The following is a 16,425-nucleotide window of genomic DNA, read 5'->3' as shown; positions in this document are numbered from 1 at the left end:
CCGCACACAAAAACGCCGCAGCGTGCTGGACACGTTGCGGCGTTTTTGTGTGCGCGGTTCTGCTCAGTTTTTTGCAGTGGGCGCGGCCAGACGACTGTATTGATCCTGGGTGATCCAACCCTTAAACGAGCGGTCTTCAGCATTGATGAACTCAACCTGAGCCCAGCCATCCTTAAACGCCAGCACCCCTACCACATCGTTCTTGACGATATACGGACGCTTGGCCGCCTTGGCGCCGGGGGTTTTCTGCAGGTAAGCCTTGTCGGCAGACACTGTGACCAGGCCGATCCACTTCTTACTGGCGGTCTGGGTCAGATCAAGACCGGTGGCGATTTCCGGCATCAGTACGTTGATGCAGCCGGGATGCTGACGGCCTTCTTCCACGGTCAGGGTCACACCGTCGGACGACGGCGCCACGCTGCCAGGGTAGGCGTCGTCGAGCCAAGTAATAAGCGCGTCGGGCTTACCTTGCAGGTAGAACGCACAGCTGCGCGTCACGCCCTCACCCATTGATTCCGTGTAAAAACCTTCGACCTGATGCTCCGGCGTCACTGCCAGCATCAGCCCTTCGTACTTGCCCGAATGTAGCGCGGCCGAACCAGCCATGGCAGGTGCCACGGCGCACAACGACAACACACCTATCGCGAGTAAACGGATCATCCTATTTTTTCCCTTCAAGTTTTTCGTAGGCTTTTTGCATAAGGACGTCGTAGTTGCCGTAGTCCTCACCGTTATAGTTACGCGCCATTCCAGTAAAGTCTTTGGCCTTCATCGCCTTCATCAACGCAGGGCTCTTACTGCAAAAGCCGAGGAACGCCTTTAGTTGGTTGCCGGCATTCACCTTTAATGCCGACGAAAACTCAAATACCGTCTTGTACCCGCACGACGCAAAGTTGAAACCCATGATCTGGAACATGCCCCACGATGCCGACATCAATGCGGCTTCCTGATCCAGGGCGAATGCGGTAGCCATGGTTTCCCAGGCCTTTGTCTGGTCCTTGTTGTTCGCCTGCCACTGCGGCCCTGCTTTTTTCTTGTAGGGGTAGGACAGCAGCGGGTGCGCCTGGTCATAGATGTGCTTGGTGTATTTGCGAAACAGGTGACCTTCAAAGGCGATCACCGGCAGCTTGGCCGGCCCGAAGCCGGAGCGCCCGCCAGATTCCACGGTGGCGAAGGCCTTGATGATATTCACCGAAATACCGCTACCCAGTTGCGTGGCGGCGTTCTGGAAGTCCGTTTCGCTAAGGGTCATACCCCCGTCGCACGTGGCCTGGAGCATCAATTGCCGGTTACGCCGCTCGGCCTCAATCATCGCGCGCATGCGGTCCAGGTACACATTGACCGTGGCCTGCACCGCGTCGCCCTGGTTGTTGCCAAATGCGTTGAGAAAACTCGGTATACGCATCGTCGGGAAGGACTTCACCGGCACCTTCACCGCCTCTTCGATCAGGCTGTTGAACGTACGACCGGTGGGGTCGACCACACCATCGGGATGGGCGTATTTGAGATGGCGAAACTGGTACTGGCTGATGCACTGCACCAACTGACCATCGCATTTGCCGTTTTCGGCCAACGGGAAACCCATCTTGGGAATGATCAGATTGAATAAATATTGGATGCACTGCACATCGGCGGGCAAGTTGCGGGCTTTACCCGGAGCGCCTACCGAAGCACTGATAAGACGAGGTAAACCTTGCAGGCTTTTCATCACAGACATCCTTGTTAGTTAAAGAAGTGATAGCACTTCAATATCAATTCAGCGCCATTGTCATATTCTGAAACAAGTGGCCGGCGCAAACTAACAAGGCGATTTAGGGTTGTCCAGCGGGGGTTTGGAAAGTTGTGAAACAGCCGTCATCGACTGCGCAATAAACATCGGCAGTTGGCTGAAAATAAGACATTTGGATTTGAATCGAAGGGGTATTGCAAGGAGGAGCGTTATGGAGGCAACCCCACCAGCCACACCCCGGCACACAATGTTCCCGCTGTGGCTGCTGCCTTCCGGCTCTGACCAGGTTCACGGGTAATCGTTGCGGGGGGACCGATGGGGTCACCATAACGACGCCTGCCTCTCGGCAAGCGGGGCCATTGTACCGATCTCATCGGAAGTTACAACCGTTGGTGACGGATTAAAAATATGAAGGGGTTCAAGCACTTGCCATGGCCATCAGCTTCCCCGTCATCCCCTGTGGGAGGGGGCTTGCCCCGATAGCGGACTGCCAGCCAATAAATCAGTGACTGACCCAACGCTATCGGGGGCAAGCCCCCTCCCACATTGGCTGATCATTGTGCCTGCAACACCTCATCCGCCCGGCCGCCCTCTTCCTGGATCACCAGGTGGATGAAGTGCAGCTTGGCGATCACCGCCGGTGGTAGCACGAACGGGTAGAAATCCGGCTGGCCCATGGCGCGCGACAGCTCATTGAGCATGCCCGCCAGTTCAATCCAGGCGTTAACGAACGACAGGAACGCCGGACCGCTGGGATGTTGGGGGTCAAAAAGCGTAGTAAGGGGGAACGGCTGGTAATCCAGGTCCATCTCGCGGGCGCTCATGCCAAAGCCCAGGGCAGTGTCGACGGCGTCCATCATGTGCAAGTAATGAGCCCAGGTTTCGGCCCAGTCTTCCCAAGGGTGCATGGTGGCGTAGGCGCTGACACAGGTTTGCTGCCAGTCAGGACGCGGGCCGTTTTGATAATGCTGGTCAAGGGCGTCGGCGTAACTGGCGCGTTCGTCGCCGAACAGGGTGCGAAAGGACTCCTGCCAGTGGGTATTGGCGATCAGGCGATCCCAATAATAGTGGCCGACCTCATGGCGAAAGTGACCGAGCAAGGTGCGGTAAGGCTCGCGCATCTGCACCCGGATTTTTTCGCGGTGGGCGTCGTCGGCTTCCTTGATGTCGAGGGTGATCAAGCCGTTCGAATGGCCCGTCATCGGGGCGTTGCCTTCCAGGTCGATACCAACAAAATCGAAGGCCAGACCGGTGTCTTCGTCAACGCTCTTGGGCACGACGCTCAGGCCCAGGCTGATCAGTTGCGCCACCAACCGGCGCTTGGCGGTTTCTACCTTGCGCCAGCGCTCATGGTTTTCCGGGATCGACAGGTCGGGGATCGTGCGGTTGAGACTACAGGCCACGCACAGCGGTGCGGTGCTGTGGGCCGGAATCAGCCAGTTGCAGGCGGCAGGCGTGTCAAGGTTGGCGCAGCGGCGAAAGGCGCCGGCGTCGAGGTTATCGTCCTGCAGCCAGCTGCCTTCGACGGGGCCGGGTTGCAGCGAGGACAAGCGACTTTGCCGGGGTTGATAGCCCAGCAGCGCCGCGCATGCCAGGCATTGGCTGTTGCGAAAGAATAGGGACTGGCCGCAACGACATTGCCAAACCTTGCTGTTGCGCGAGGATTCGGCCATGAACGGTGCGGCAATGCGCGAACTGAGTTGCTCGAAGTAGCGGAACATGGCGATCTCTTCCTGGGGTGACCAAGACTAGATCAATTCCCTTCGAAGATCGTTCCAAAAATGGGATGACATCCCTATAGGCGTCAGGCGTGCCGACGATGGCACTCCTTGGCGCGCGATCGCCGGCCAGCCGGACGCCTACAGGTGAGGGTCAACTGACTGGAATGTTGTGCGTGGCGAGAAAGGCCACGAAGGCCTCTTCGTCCAGCACCTTCAAGCCTAACTCGCTGGCCTTTGCCAGTTTCGAACCAGCACCCGGCCCGGCCACCACGCAGTGGGTTTTCGCCGAGACGGAACCGGCCACCTTGGCGCCGAGGCTTTCGAGCTTTTCCTTGGCCACGTCGCGACTCATAAGCTCCAGGGAGCCAGTGAGTACCCACGTGTGTCCGGCTTCAGGCAAGCCTTCTACGACCTTTTTCTCGCTTTGCCAGTGCATGCCGAAGTCCTTGAGCTGCTGCTCAATGGCCAAGGCGTGCTGGGCGTTGTCCGGGTTGTCGAAGAAGTCGCGCACGGCCTTGGCCTGCTTTTCGGGCAGCGCCTGGCGCATGTCCAGCCAGTCGGCCTTGATCACGCCTTCCAGGCTGCCGAACTTGTCCGCCAGCTTCTGCGCAGCGCCTGGGCCCACGGACGGGACGTGCAGCTTGTCGAGCAAGCCGCCCAAGGTGGTGCTAGCGGCGAACTCGGCGCTGAGGTCGCCCTGATCCTGCAATTGCAGGCCGCACTTCTCCGGCGACAGCAGTGCGCCAATCACTTCCTGGTTATGGCTGTCTTCAAAGAAGCTGTGGATCTCGTGCGCCACTTCAAGGCCCACGTCGGGCAAGTACGTCAGCACCGGCGGCAAGGCCTGCTGCACGCGCTCAAGGGACCCCAGCGAGCGTGCCAGCACTTTGGCGGTCTCCTCGCCCACGTCGGGGATGCCGAGCGCGTAGATAAAACGCGCGAGGGTCGGCGTCTTGCTGTTCTCGATGGCGGCGATCAGCTTCTTGCTGGAGATGTCGGCGAAGCCTTCCAGGTCGATGATCTGCTCGTACTTGAGCGTGTAGAGGTCGGCTGGCGAACCGATGAGTTTTTCATCCACCAGTTGCTCGATGGTCTTGTCACCCAGCCCATCAATGTCCATGGCCCGGCGCGAGACAAAATGAATGATCGCCTGCTTGAGCTGAGCGCCACAGGCCAGGCGCCCGACGCAGCGGTACACGGCGCCTTCGCTGACGGTTTCCTTGCCCTTGCTGCGCTTGACCAGTTGAGTGCGCTCCACGTGCGAGCCGCACACCGGGCAGCTCTCGGGAACCGGTACCGCGCGGGCGTCGGCCGGACGTCGCTCAAGCACTACGGACACCACTTGAGGGATCACATCCCCGGCGCGCCGGATGATCACGGTGTCGCCAATCATTACGCCCAGACGCGCCACTTCATCCATGTTGTGCAAGGTGGCATTGGACACAGTCACACCCGCGACCTTGACGGGCTTCAGACGCGCTACCGGGGTGACGGCGCCGGTGCGGCCGACCTGAAATTCCACGTCGAGCAGCTCAGTGAGCTCTTCCATCGCCGGGAATTTATGGGCGATGGCCCAGCGCGGCTCACGGGCGCGGAAGCCCAATTCACGCTGAGCAGCAATGCTGTTGACCTTGAAGACAACGCCGTCGATCTCATAGGGCAGGCTGTTGCGCCGCTCGCCGATATCGCGGTAGTAATCGAGGCAATCCTGAATACCCTTGGCCAGCTTCAGTTCATGACTGATGGGCATGCCCCATTTTTGCAACTGCTGCAGGTTCCCGATGTGGGTATCGCTGATGTCAGCAGTTACCTGGCCAATGCCATAGCAGCAGAATTCCAGCGGGCGGCTGGCGGTGATTTTCGAATCCAACTGACGCAGACTGCCGGCGGCGGCATTGCGCGGGTTGGCGAAGGTCTTGCCGCCGACTTCCAGTTGCGAGGCATTGAGCCGTTCGAAGCCGGCCTTGGACATAAAGACTTCGCCACGCACCTCCAAGGTCGCCGGCCAGCCGCTGCCGTGCAGTTTCAAAGGGATATTGCGCACGGTGCGCACGTTGACGCTGATGTCTTCGCCAGTGGTACCGTCACCTCGGGTGGCACCGCGCACCAACTCACCGTCCTGATACAGCAGGCTGACCGCCAGGCCGTCCAGTTTGGGTTCGCAGCTGTACTCCACTTCAGCACCAGCGCCAAAAAGGTCGCCCACAGGCAAGTCCAGGCCTTCAGTCACCCGGCGATCAAACTCCAACATCGTGGTTTCATCAAAGGCGTTGCCCAGGCTGAGCATCGGGATCTCGTGCTTGACCTGAGTGAACGCCGACAACGCCGCGCTGCCCACCCGCTGCGTCGGCGAATCCCGCGTGACCAGTTCCGGATGCTCAGCTTCCAGAGCCTTGAGCTCGTGGAACAGCCGATCGTACTCGGCGTCCGGAATACTCGGCTCGTCGAGGACGTGGTAACGGTAGTTGTGCTGATCCAGTTCAGCGCGCAGTTCGAGGATGCGGGTGTGGGCGGCGGTCATGGGTGTTCTCTCATAAAGCAAAAGAGCAGCCGAAGCTGCTCAAATGTTGGTGCGCTTGATTCTATCGACAACGCTTGAAGCCAAACCTCAGCGTTTCTGTGTCAGGGCGCGACGCTCGAATTCGACGATGCGCTGACGGTAGTGTTCGATGGTCTGGGCGGTCAGGACGCTACGTTGGTCGTCCTTCAGTTCGCCGTTCAACTCCTGGGACAGCTTGCGTGCTGCAGCCACCATCACATCGAACGCTTGTTTCGGGTGACGCGGGCCTGGCAGGCCAAGGAAGAAGCTCACCGCTGGAGTGCTGAACAGGTCGATGTCGTCCAGGTCGAAGGTGCCAGGCTTGACTGCGTTGGCCATGGAGAACAGCACTTCGCCGTTGCCTGCCATGCTTTCGTGGCGATGGAAAATATCCATTTCACCAAAGCGCAGGCCGCTTTCGAGGATGTTTTGCAAAAGAGCCGGGCCTTTGAAGCCGGCGGCGTCGCGGCAGATCACGCTGATCACCAGCACTTCTTCAGCAGCAGGCTGATCGTTAACCGATTGGCGCGGCGCGTTCTTGCCAACGTTTTCGTCCGGGAAGTCATCGTCACGGCTGCTGAAACTCGGGCCTTCGTCGACGTCGAGGTTCAGGTCGCCCTGATGGGGTTCGGCCACGGCGGCATTGGCGCGCTTGCCACGTTTGGAGGACGGTTCACGGGCTTCACGCAACGGAGCGCTCATCGACGGCAAGTCATGCTCGTCCAGTTGGGGCTCTTTATGCGTGTCCAGCACACGGGGCGGCCCCAGCAGCTCGGCGCTGCCGTCGTCGTCAGGCAAGTTGGACAGGTTGCGGTCCAGACGGAATTTGAGCTTGCCCTTGCCACCGCGCATGCGGCGCCAGCCATCAAAAAGAATACCGGCAATGACAATAATGCCGATGACGATCAGCCACTCGCGCAGACCGATTTCCATGTAATCCCGTGCCTCTAATAAAAAATGCTGAAAAATAAGGGGTTTAGCACCGTGCAAACCGCTTTAAAACGTGGCGCCAACTCTATGTTCTGACTGACGTTTTGCCCACGCACACGAAAAATTGACATTAAACTAGCACGACCAAAGATAACTTTACACCGTCTGTCAAAATGCCTTGAACAAATATGTCCATTTGCCACTTTCACTTGACCGGTAAATCACCTGACATCGCATGAAAACTATCTGTCATGGCGCAGCTCAGGATTCCACCATCGCCATCGCTTCTTCGACATCCACTGCGACCAAACGCGAACAGCCCGGTTCATGCATCGTCACCCCCATCAACTGATCAGCCATTTCCATGGCGATCTTGTTGTGGGTGATATAGATGAACTGCACGGTCTGGGACATCTCTTTGACCAGTCGTGCATAGCGTCCAACGTTAGCGTCATCCAATGGGGCGTCAACTTCGTCGAGCATACAGAACGGCGCCGGGTTCAATTTGAAGATGGCAAATACCAGGGCCAATGCGGTCAGGGCTTTTTCGCCGCCGGACAACAAATGAATGGTGCTGTTCTTCTTGCCTGGAGGCCGCGCCATGATCGTTACCCCTGTATCGAGTAGATCTTCGCCCGTCAGTTCCAAGTAAGCGCTGCCACCGCCGAAAACTTTTGGGAATAACGCCTGTAAACCGCTATTAATCTGATCAAAGGTATCTTTGAAGCGATTACGGGTTTCCTTGTCGATCTTGCGGATCACGTTCTCCAACGTATCCAGGGCTTCGACCAGGTCGGCGTCCTGGGCATCCAAATAACGTTTACGCTCGGACTGCTGCTGATATTCATCGATGGCCGCGAGGTTGATCGCGCCCAGGCGTTGGATACGTGCAGCAATCCGCTCAAGTTCTTCCTCGGCTTCTTTCTCGTTGGCCTGGGAGGTCAGGGTGTTGAGCACGCCGTGCAGGTCGTAGCCGTCTTCCAGCAATTGGTCTTGCAAGGTTTTGCGGCGCACGGTCAAGGCTTGCCATTCCATACGCTGTTGTTCGAGTTGGCCGCGAATCAATTGGGATTGCTGCTCGGCCTGGGTTCGGCGTTTTTCCGCGTCGCGCAATTCGCGGTCGGCGTCTTCCAGGGCGATCTGCGCGGTCTTGAGTTCTTCGTCGACGGTCATGCGCTTGTCGAGCAATTCTTCGAGCTTGAGGCGCAGCTCTTCCAACGGCGCTTCGCCCTCCTCCAGATTGAGGCTCAGTTGCTCGCGCTTTTCGGTGAGGCGTTCGGATTGCATCTCCAGGCGTTCAAGGGCCTGGCGTGTGGAATCATGCTGGGCGCGCAGCGAGCCGAGGCGTACCGCCAATTGGTGCGCGTGATCCTTGTGCTGCCGGGCTTCCTGGCGCACGCGGTCAAGGCGTTCGCGCAAGCTGTCGCGCTGGGCCAGTAGCAGTTCGCGCTGCTCGGTATCGAGGGCCATGCTGTCGAGCGCCTCCTGCAGGTGCAGGCGCGCTTCGCCGATCTGTTCGTGTTCCAGGGCCCGTTGCTCGCCCATCTCGGCGACTTCTTCATCAAGACGGGTACGGCGCAGGGTCAGTTGTTCGGCCTTGGCTTTGCTCGCCGACAGTTGCGCCTTCAACTCGCCTTGCTGACGCGCTTCGTCCTGCAACAGACGGCGCAGGTGTTCGCGGCCGGTCTCCTGCTGGCGCTGGGTGGCGCGCAGGGTTTGCAGTTCGGTTTCCAGGCTTTCGAGGGTCGCTTCACGCTCTTCGCGCTCAGCGATCAGGTTGACGATTTCCTGGCCACGGGCCAGAACGCCACTTTCCGCTTCACTGGCGCGGCGAACCCGCAAAAAGTGCCGGCCGACCCAATAGCCATCGCGGCTGATCAGGCTTTCGCCGGCTGCCAATTGACCGCGCTGGGCCAGGGCCTGCTCCAGGGAATCCACCGGTTTGACTTGGCCCAACCACGGCGACAGGTCAATGGCGGCCTCGACCTTATCCAGCAGGCTGCCCGGCACCCGCGCACCATCGGCGGCGGGGCTGAGCAAACGCAGATCGCCTTGGGCAAACCCGGCCAGGTCGAAACCGCCAAAGTCATCCACCAGCACTGCTTGAAGATCGGCACCGAGCACGGTTTCCACTGCCAATTCCCAGCCGGCTTCGACCTTCAGGCCTTCCGCCAGGCGTGGCCGCTCGGCCAAATGCTGGTCGCGCAACCATTCGGCGGTGCCGGTACCTGGGTCCAACGCAGCTTGCTGCAAGGCTTCAAGGGATGCCAGCCGACCATTGAGCCGCTGCAAATCGCCCTGGGCCTGCTGCTGGGCCTGGGTCGCCTGTTGCAACTGCTGACGCAATTGTTCAAGGCGCTCTACTTGCTGTTCTTCGCTGGCTTCCAGCTCTTCCAGCGTCATTTCGCTTTCGGCCAGTTGCTCGCTGAGGTCCATGATCGCGGCGTCTTCCGGATCAGCGGCGAGCAATACGCGCTCTTCCTGCAAGCGGCGCTGGCGCTCGGCCAGGCGCTCCATGCTGGTTTCCAGTTGCTGGATGCGCGACTGCTGCACCTCGGCCTGGCGACGCGGCTCGGCCGATTGCAGGTTGAAAGCGTCCCACTGTTCCTGCCAGCCATGCATGGTGGTTTCAGATTCTTCCAGGGCGGCGGCGGCTTCTTCGGCGGCGGCGCTGGTGATTTCCTGCTCTGGGGTGAGCATGTCCAGCTCTTCCCCCAGGGTCAGCAGCAAAGTGCGGTCATGGCCCAGGTGAGATTCGGTCTCCAGACGCGCGCGTTCGGCTTCCTTCAGATCGTCCTGCAATTGGCGCAGGCGCTGCTGGCCGTGCTGGATGCTCTGCTCGACACGGGCGATGTCGCCGCCTACCGAATAGAAGCGGCCTTGCACCAGATTGAAGCGTTCGGACAGATCATGGTGCCCGTCGCGCAGACGCTCGATGCTGGCGTCGGCGTTACGCTGCTCCGCCACCAAGGCTTCAAAACTGATTTCCTGGGTACCGATGATCGCTTCGCGCTGCCCCACTTGCTCATTCAGCGCCTGCCAGCGCAGGGCCGAGAGTTGTGCCTTGAGCTGGCGTTCTTCGCCCTTGTATTCCTGGTATTTCTCGGCCGCCTGGGCCTGGCGGTGCAGGCGCTCCAACTGGCGCTCCAGCTCGTCGCGCAGGTCGGTGAGGCGGGCAAGGGTTTCGTGGGTACGGCGGATGCGGTTTTCGGTTTCGCGGCGGCGCTCTTTGTACTTGGAGATGCCGGCCGCTTCTTCAATAAAGTTACGCAGGTCTTCGGGCTTGGCTTCGATCAGCTTGGAGATCATGCCCTGCTCAATGATCGAGTAGCTGCGCGGGCCCAGGCCGGTGCCAAGGAAAATATCGGTGATGTCACGTCGACGGCACTTGGTGCCGTTGAGGAAGTAGCTGTTCTGGCTGTCGCGCGTGACTTTGCGGCGGATGGAAATTTCCGCGTAGGCTGCGTACTCGCCGATCAAGGTGCCGTCGGAGTTATCGAACACCAACTCGATGCTGGCCTGGCTCACCGGCTTGCGGCTGGTGGAGCCGTTGAAGATGACGTCGGTCATCGACTCGCCGCGCAGGTTTTTTGCCGAGCTCTCGCCCATCACCCAACGGACGGCGTCGATGATGTTCGACTTGCCGCAACCATTGGGCCCGACCACCGCCGCCATGTTACTGGGGAAGTTAACCGTGGTCGGGTCGACGAAGGATTTGAACCCCGCCAGTTTGATGCACTTGAGCCGCACGCTTAGCCGTCCGCCAACGCTGCGATGACCAACGAGCTGCTGCGCTGGCAGTAGGCCGACAGCACCAGGCGAATCTGCGGCACGTCACGGGCCAGTACGGCGGCGAGCAGTTGCTCGAACAGCGCCAGGTACTCGCTCATGGAGGCCTTGCGCTGATCCAGGGCGAGGTAATAAGCGCGGTTCATCGCCGGCTGCAGGTTCTCGACGGTTTCCTGCAGGTACGGGTTGTTGGCAAAGGGGTACGCGGCGCGCATCACGTTAAAGCATTCTTCGACGAAGGCGCGGATGTCCTCACGCTCGAAATTGGTCACCAGGCGCTGCTGGATCTGCACGAACGGCGCCATGTCGGCCTGGGTCTGCCAGCCTTCGGCGACGGCATTGCCGAGCAGGATGTACAGCTCGCTCATCAGCGTGCACAGGCTCTGCACCTTGTGTGCGGTGAGCTCAGTCACGTGGGCACCACGGCGCGGCAGGATCGCGATGAGGTGGCGCCGTTCGAGGATCAGCAAGGCTTCGCGCACGGAACCACGGCTGACATTGAGTGCCAGCGTGACTTTCTGTTCCTGGATGCGCTCACCAGGCTTGAGATCGCCGCGAATAATGCGTTCGGCGAGGTGGTGAGCGATTTGCTCGGCGAGACTGTCCGGCGCCTTGAACGTCATGTTTTCCCTTCAAAATCTTCTATCGGTACAAGCGCGGCAGTGTAGCGCATTGGCTGGCTGATGGCGCTACGCCCACCGTGGCGAATTTGGCATGAAATAAGCAGCGGCTGAGCAGCGTAAGCCCGCAAAAACGCCGGTTCCAAAAGACTGGACCATAATTGAGAGTGTTGCGATCGCATTTTCTTGACCTGATGGTCAGAAAATCATTGACCGAAAAGTCAGACATGACTAGATTCGGCGAAAAGCGGTTAACAACAATAATGAGTCTGCGAGGCCTTCCGTGATCCAGTTTTTACTCAACCAGGAACTCCGTAGCGAGCACGCCCTGGACCCCAACCTGACCGTGCTCAACTATCTGCGTGAGCACGTGGGCAAATCCGGTACCAAGGAAGGCTGCGCCAGCGGCGACTGCGGTGCGTGCACCGTGGTGGTCGGCGAGCTGCATCGCGACGATCAAGGCGTCGAGCAGATTCGTTATCGCAGCCTTAACTCGTGCCTGACCTTTGTGTCGTCGCTGCACGGCAAACAACTGATCAGCGTCGAAGACCTCAAGCACCAAGGCCAACTGCACAGCGTGCAGCAAGCCATGGTTGAGTGCCACGGTTCGCAATGCGGCTTTTGCACCCCAGGGTTTGTGATGTCGCTGTTCGCCCTGCAAAAGAACAGCGACGCTCCCGACAGCCAGAAAGCCCATGAAGCCCTGGCCGGCAACCTGTGCCGCTGCACCGGCTACCGCCCGATTCTTGCGGCCGCCGAACAGGCCTGCTGCAACAAGCCCCAGGATCAGTTCGACAGCCGCCAGGCCGAGACCATTGCACGCCTCAAAGCCATCGCGCCGACCCAAACGGGCGAGCTCAACAGCGGCGACAAACGCTGCCTGGTGCCGCTGACCGTGGCCGACCTGGCCGACCTCTATGACGCCTACCCCCAAGCCCGCCTGCTGGCCGGCGGCACCGACCTGGCGCTGGAAGTCACCCAGTTTCACCGCACGCTGCCAGTGATGATTTACGTCGGCAATATTGAAGAAATGAAGCGCGTCGAATCGTTCGACGACCGCCTGGAAATAGGCGCCGCCACCGCCCTCTCCGACTGCTACACCGCACTGCATCACGAATACCCGGACTTCGGTGAGCTGCTGCACCGCTTCGCCTCTCTGCAAATCCGCAACCAGGGCACATTGGGCGGCAATATCGGTAACGCCTCACCCATCGGCGACTCACCGCCACTGCTGATCGCCCTGGGCGCGCAGATCGTGCTGTGCAAGGGCGACGTACGCCGCACTCTGGCCCTGGAAGACTACTTCATCGACTACCGCGTGACCGCCCGCCAGGACAGTGAATTCATCGAGAAAATCATCGTACCCAAGGGCCATACGCTGTTCCGTGCGTATAAGGTTTCCAAGCGCCTGGACGATGACATTTCCGCCGTCTGCGCAGCCTTCAATCTGCAGATCGACAACGGCGTAATCCGTGAGGCACGCGTCGCGTTCGGCGGCATGGCCGCGACACCAAAACGCGCGAAAAGCTGCGAAGCCGCATTGGTCGGCGCCACTTGGAACGCCGCCACCGTGGAGAAAGCCTGCGCCGCCCTGGCCCACGATTTCACGCCGCTGTCGGACTTCCGCGCCAGCAAGGAATATCGCCTGCTCAGCGCGCAGAACCTGCTGCGTAAATACTTCATCGAACTGCAAACGCCGCACATCGAGACTCGGGTGACCGCTTATGTCTAACCATCACGCCGTGGAAAAAACCCAGGCCGAACTCGCCGAGCTGTTCGCCCAGGACCTGACCTCCGGAGTCGGTCGCAGCGTCAAGCATGACAGCGCCGCCAAGCACGTCAGCGGTGAGGCGCAGTACATCGATGACCGCCTGGAATTCCCCAACCAGTTGCACCTGTATGCGCGCATGTCTGACCGCGCCCACGCTCGAATCATCAGCATCGACACCGCGCCCTGCTACGCCTTCGAAGGTGTGCGCATCGCTATCACTCACGAAGACGTACCGGGCCTGAAAGACATCGGCCCGCTGATGCCCGGCGACCCGCTGCTGGCCATCGATACCGTGCAGTTCGTTGGCCAAGTGGTACTGGCGGTTGCCGCCCGTGACCTGGACACCGCACGCAAAGCCGCCATGGCCGCCGTGATCGAATACGAAGACCTGGAACCGGTGCTGGACGTGGTCGAGGCCTACCGCAAAAAACACTTTGTGCTCGACAGTCATACCCATCAACGCGGCGATTCGGCAGGCGCACTGGCAACGGCGAAAAACCGTATCCAGGGCACTCTGCACATCGGCGGCCAGGAACACTTCTACCTGGAAACCCAGATCTCGTCGGTGATGCCCACCGAAGACGGCGGCATGATCGTCTACTGCTCCACACAAAACCCCACCGAAGTGCAGAAACTGGTGGCCGAAGTACTCGATGTGTCGATGAACAAAATCGTCGTCGACATGCGCCGCATGGGCGGTGGTTTCGGTGGCAAGGAAACCCAGGCCGCCAGCCCCGCCTGCCTGTGCGCAGTGGTGGCGCGCCTCACCGGCCAGCCGACCAAAATGCGCCTGCCGCGCGTGGAAGACATGCTGATGACCGGCAAGCGCCACCCCTTCTATATCGAATACGACGTGGGCTTCGACGACAGCGGCCGCCTGCACGGGATCAACCTGGAGCTGGCCGGCAACTGCGGCTGCTCGCCGGACCTGTCCAACTCGATTGTCGACCGTGCCATGTTCCACTCCGACAACTCGTATTACCTGGGCGATGCCACGGTCAACGGCCATCGCTGCAAGACCAATACCGCGTCCAACACGGCTTACCGTGGCTTCGGCGGGCCCCAAGGTATGGTCGCTATCGAAGAAGTGATGGACGCCATCGCCCGCCATCTGGCGCTGGACCCGCTGGCGGTGCGCAAGGCCAACTACTACGGCAAGACCGAGCGCAACGTCACCCACTACTACCAGACCGTCGAGCACAACATGCTCGAAGAGATGACCGCCGAACTGGAGGCCAGCAGCCAGTACGCCGAGCGGCGCGAAGCGATTCGCCTGTACAACGCCCACAGCCCAATCCTGAAGAAAGGCCTGGCGCTGACACCGGTGAAGTTCGGCATCTCGTTCACCGCCAGCTTTCTGAACCAGGCCGGTGCGCTGATCCATATTTACACCGACGGCAGTATCCACCTGAACCACGGCGGCACCGAGATGGGCCAGGGTTTGAACATTAAGGTGGCGCAAGTAGTGGCCGAAGTGTTCCAGGTGGAAATCGACCGCGTGCAAATCACCGCCACCAACACCGACAAGGTGCCCAACACCTCGCCGACCGCCGCTTCCAGCGGCGCGGACCTGAACGGCAAAGCCGCGCAGAATGCCGCCGAAACCATCAAGCAACGGTTGGTGGAATTTGCGGCGCGCAAATACGACGTGAGCGAGGCGGACGTTGAATTCCACAACGGCCATGTGCGCGTGCGTGACCAGATCCTGACCTTTGAGGCACTGATCCAGCAGGCCTACTTCGCTCAGGTGTCACTGTCGAGCACCGGCTTCTACAAGACCCCGAAAATCTTCTACGACCGCAGCCAGTCACGCGGGCGGCCGTTCTATTACTTCGCCTTCGGCGCAGCCTGCTGCGAAGTGATCGTCGACACCCTGACCGGCGAATACAAAATGCTGCGCACCGACATCCTGCATGACGTAGGCGCCTCGCTGAACCCGGCCATCGACATCGGCCAGGTGGAGGGCGGCTTTATCCAGGGCATGGGTTGGCTGACCATGGAAGAGCTGGTGTGGAACAACAAGGGCAAGCTGATGACCAACGGCCCAGCCAGCTACAAGATCCCGGCGGTGGCGGACATGCCGTTGGATCTGCGGGTGAAGCTGGTAGAAAACCGTAAAAATCCGGAAGACACAGTGTTCCATTCCAAGGCCGTGGGTGAACCGCCGTTCATGCTCGGGATTGCCTCGTGGTGCGCGATCAAGGATGCGGTGGCGAGTCTGGGTGACTATCGCCATCAGCCGAAAATCGATGCGCCAGCGACGCCGGAGCGAGTGTTGTGGGGGTGTGAGCAGATGCGCAAGTTGGCTGCTGCGAAGGTAGTTGAGGCTGATACCGAGATGGCTTCGCTCTAGACCGAGGCGCTGCCATCGGGGGCAAGCCCCACTCCCACATTTTGATCTGTGAATACCTTCAAATGTGGGAGGGGGCTTGCCCCCGATAGCGGCCTGACTGACAACAGTAATGTTGAGGTAAACATGAACAACTGGATCAGCGCCCTCGCCGACCTGCAAAACAGAGGCGAACCCTGCGTACTGGTGACCATCATCGAAGAACTCGGCTCCACGCCGCGCAATGCTGGTTCGAAGATGGTGATCAGCGCCGCGCAGACCTTCGACACCATCGGTGGCGGGCACCTGGAATACAAGGCCATGCAGATCGCCCGCGACATGCTCGCGCGCGGCCAGCAAAACACTCATTTGGAGCGTTTCAGCCTCGGTGCCAGCCTGGGCCAGTGCTGCGGTGGCGTCACCGTGTTGCTGTTTGAACCCATGGGCCAGGTGCAGGCGCAGATCGCGGTATTTGGCGCAGGCCACGTCGGCCGCGCGCTGGTGCCCTTGCTGGCGAGCCTGCCGTGCCGGGTACGCTGGATCGATTCCCGCGATCAGGAGTTCCCGGAACATATCCCCCAAGGCGTGCGTAAAATCGTCAGCGAAGAACCGGTCGACGAAATTGCTGACTTGCCGGCGGGCAGTTATTGCATCGTCATGACCCACAATCACGCGCTGGACCTGGAACTCACCGCCGCCCTGCTCAAGCGCAATGACTTCGCCTACTTCGGCCTGATTGGCTCCAAGACTAAGCGCGTCAAGTTTGAACACCGCCTGCGTGACCGTGGCTTCGACGCCGCGCAGTTGCAACGCATGCGCTGCCCCATGGGCCTCACCGAGGTGAAGGGCAAATTACCGGTAGAAATCGCCATCTCCATCGCGGGCGAAATCATCGCCACCTATAACGCTAATTTCGGCCAGCACACCGCGAGCGCCGAACCCATTGCCAAATTGCTGCCGGTGTCACGCCGCAGCCAAGCCACGAATTGAGATAACC

The 16,425-nt window shown here is 60.0% G+C and carries 10 protein-coding genes and 1 other RNA gene; 3 read left to right on the top strand and 8 right to left on the bottom strand.

Going from position 1 to position 16,425, the window contains the following annotated elements; all coding sequences use genetic code 11:
• Positions 1–63: 63 nt before the first annotated feature.
• The 8 genes from AOA61_RS25140 to AOA61_RS25105 form a co-directional block, all read right to left on the bottom strand.
• Positions 64–660, bottom strand: coding sequence for a hypothetical protein (locus AOA61_RS25140; RefSeq protein WP_099602952.1), 597 nt, complete (start codon positions 658–660; stop codon positions 64–66).
• A 1-nt stretch (position 661) separates the two neighbouring features.
• Entirely contained in the window at positions 662–1,708 is a 1,047-nt protein-coding gene (locus AOA61_RS25135) for an N-acetylmuramidase family protein (RefSeq protein WP_099602951.1), read from the bottom strand.
• Between the two features lie 242 nt (positions 1,709–1,950).
• An RNA gene (gene ffs / locus AOA61_RS25130) (signal recognition particle sRNA small type) lies at positions 1,951–2,047 on the bottom strand.
• Between the two features lie 236 nt (positions 2,048–2,283).
• Positions 2,284–3,450 carry a putative zinc-binding metallopeptidase gene (locus tag AOA61_RS25125; protein ID WP_099602950.1) on the bottom strand — a complete coding sequence of 389 codons (1,167 nt, stop codon included), beginning with the start codon at positions 3,448–3,450 and terminating at the stop codon, positions 2,284–2,286.
• 151 nt (positions 3,451–3,601) lie between these two features.
• On the bottom strand, positions 3,602–5,971 hold the full coding sequence (gene ligA / locus AOA61_RS25120; protein WP_095185357.1) for an NAD-dependent DNA ligase LigA: 2,370 nt from the start codon (positions 5,969–5,971) through the stop codon (positions 3,602–3,604).
• 87 nt (positions 5,972–6,058) lie between these two features.
• Positions 6,059–6,922, bottom strand: coding sequence for a cell division protein ZipA (gene zipA, locus AOA61_RS25115; RefSeq protein WP_032887633.1), 864 nt, complete (start codon positions 6,920–6,922; stop codon positions 6,059–6,061).
• A gap of 258 nt (positions 6,923–7,180) precedes the next feature.
• Positions 7,181–10,669, bottom strand: a complete 3,489-nt coding sequence (gene smc / locus AOA61_RS25110) for a chromosome segregation protein SMC (protein ID WP_099602949.1) — start codon at positions 10,667–10,669, stop codon at positions 7,181–7,183.
• Positions 10,670–10,671: 2 nt separating this feature from the next.
• Positions 10,672–11,331 (bottom strand): GntR family transcriptional regulator, encoded by a 660-nt coding sequence (locus AOA61_RS25105; RefSeq protein WP_032887629.1) that lies wholly within the window; start codon positions 11,329–11,331, stop codon positions 10,672–10,674.
• A 280-nt stretch (positions 11,332–11,611) separates the two neighbouring features.
• Between AOA61_RS25105 and xdhA the strand changes: the two genes are divergently transcribed.
• The 3 genes from xdhA (at position 11,612) to xdhC (ending at position 16,418) form a co-directional block, all read left to right on the top strand.
• Positions 11,612–13,060 carry a xanthine dehydrogenase small subunit gene (xdhA, locus tag AOA61_RS25100; protein WP_099602948.1) on the top strand — a complete coding sequence of 483 codons (1,449 nt, stop codon included), beginning with the start codon at positions 11,612–11,614 and terminating at the stop codon, positions 13,058–13,060.
• Positions 13,053–15,452: a xanthine dehydrogenase molybdopterin binding subunit gene (gene xdhB, locus AOA61_RS25095; protein WP_032887626.1), complete on the top strand. Its 2,400-nt coding sequence runs from the start codon at positions 13,053–13,055 to the stop codon at positions 15,450–15,452. The genes xdhA and xdhB overlap by 8 nt, the downstream gene beginning before the upstream one ends.
• 123 nt (positions 15,453–15,575) lie before the next feature.
• Positions 15,576–16,418 carry a xanthine dehydrogenase accessory protein XdhC gene (gene xdhC / locus AOA61_RS25090; RefSeq protein WP_099602947.1) on the top strand — a complete coding sequence of 281 codons (843 nt, stop codon included), beginning with the start codon at positions 15,576–15,578 and terminating at the stop codon, positions 16,416–16,418.
• Positions 16,419–16,425: the final 7 nt, after the last annotated feature.

This window comes from Pseudomonas sp. 2995-1, assembly GCF_002742505.1.
Classification (GTDB): Bacteria; Pseudomonadota; Gammaproteobacteria; order Pseudomonadales; family Pseudomonadaceae; genus Aquipseudomonas; species Aquipseudomonas sivasensis.
The sequence above is the reverse complement of the archived record's forward strand: the minus strand, read 5'-3'. Positions and strand labels throughout refer to the sequence as shown.

Coding starts and splice junctions, on each gene's coding strand:
- AOA61_RS25140 (WP_099602952.1), bottom strand. CDS start 660: ATGATCCGTTTACTCGCGATAGGTGTGTTGTCGTTGTGCGCCGTGGCA.
- AOA61_RS25135 (WP_099602951.1), bottom strand. CDS start 1,708: ATGAAAAGCCTGCAAGGTTTACCTCGTCTTATCAGTGCTTCGGTAGGC.
- AOA61_RS25125 (WP_099602950.1), bottom strand. CDS start 3,450: ATGTTCCGCTACTTCGAGCAACTCAGTTCGCGCATTGCCGCACCGTTC.
- ligA (WP_095185357.1), bottom strand. CDS start 5,971: ATGACCGCCGCCCACACCCGCATCCTCGAACTGCGCGCTGAACTGGAT.
- zipA (WP_032887633.1), bottom strand. CDS start 6,922: ATGGAAATCGGTCTGCGCGAGTGGCTGATCGTCATCGGCATTATTGTC.
- AOA61_RS25105 (WP_032887629.1), bottom strand. CDS start 11,331: ATGACGTTCAAGGCGCCGGACAGTCTCGCCGAGCAAATCGCTCACCAC.
- xdhB (WP_032887626.1), top strand. CDS start 13,053: ATGTCTAACCATCACGCCGTGGAAAAAACCCAGGCCGAACTCGCCGAG.
- xdhC (WP_099602947.1), top strand. CDS start 15,576: ATGAACAACTGGATCAGCGCCCTCGCCGACCTGCAAAACAGAGGCGAA.